Source organism: Dermacoccus sp. UBA1591, assembly GCF_002322065.1.
GTDB classification, from domain to species: Bacteria; Actinomycetota; Actinomycetes; order Actinomycetales; family Dermatophilaceae; genus Dermacoccus; species Dermacoccus nishinomiyaensis.
On sequence record NZ_DCNR01000117.1, the window covers coordinates 22,565 to 23,071 of the forward strand.

The following is a 507-nucleotide window of genomic DNA, read 5'->3' on the forward strand; positions in this document are numbered from 1 at the left end:
GATCATCGACCTGACCCCGATCCGCGACCGCAGCGGCCCAGCACGACTGCTGGACATGGTCGAGGGCCGCTCCAAGCGAGTCTTCAAGGAGTGGCTCGCCGCTCGCCCTCAGGCATGGCGTGAGGCCATCGAAGTCGTCGCGATGGATGGCTTCACCGGGTTCAAGAGCGCCACCGCCGAGGAACTGCCCGACGCGGCTGCGGTGATGGATCCCTTCCACGTCGTGCGCCTTGCCGGTGATGCCCTCGACCAGTGCCGACGCCGAGTCCAGCAGGAACTGCACGGGCACCGCGGCCGCAAAGACGACCCGCTCTACCGTGCGCGTAGAACGTTGCACACCGGCGCGGGCCTGCTCACCGACAAGCAGCAGACCCGCCTGCAGGAGCTGTTCGTGCTCGAGGAGCACGTGCCCGTCGAGGCGACCTGGGGGATCTACCAGCGGATGATCGCGGCCTACCGCGAGAAGGACCGATCCCTCGGCCGCGCGGCGATGGAGGCGCTCATCGA

At 68.2% G+C, this 507-nt stretch carries 1 protein-coding gene; it reads left to right on the forward strand.

Features of this window, described 5'->3' with window-relative positions:
* Positions 1–507, forward strand: a 507-nt coding sequence (locus B2284_RS13590) for a transposase (RefSeq protein WP_286697641.1), incomplete at both ends; no start/stop codon positions are given.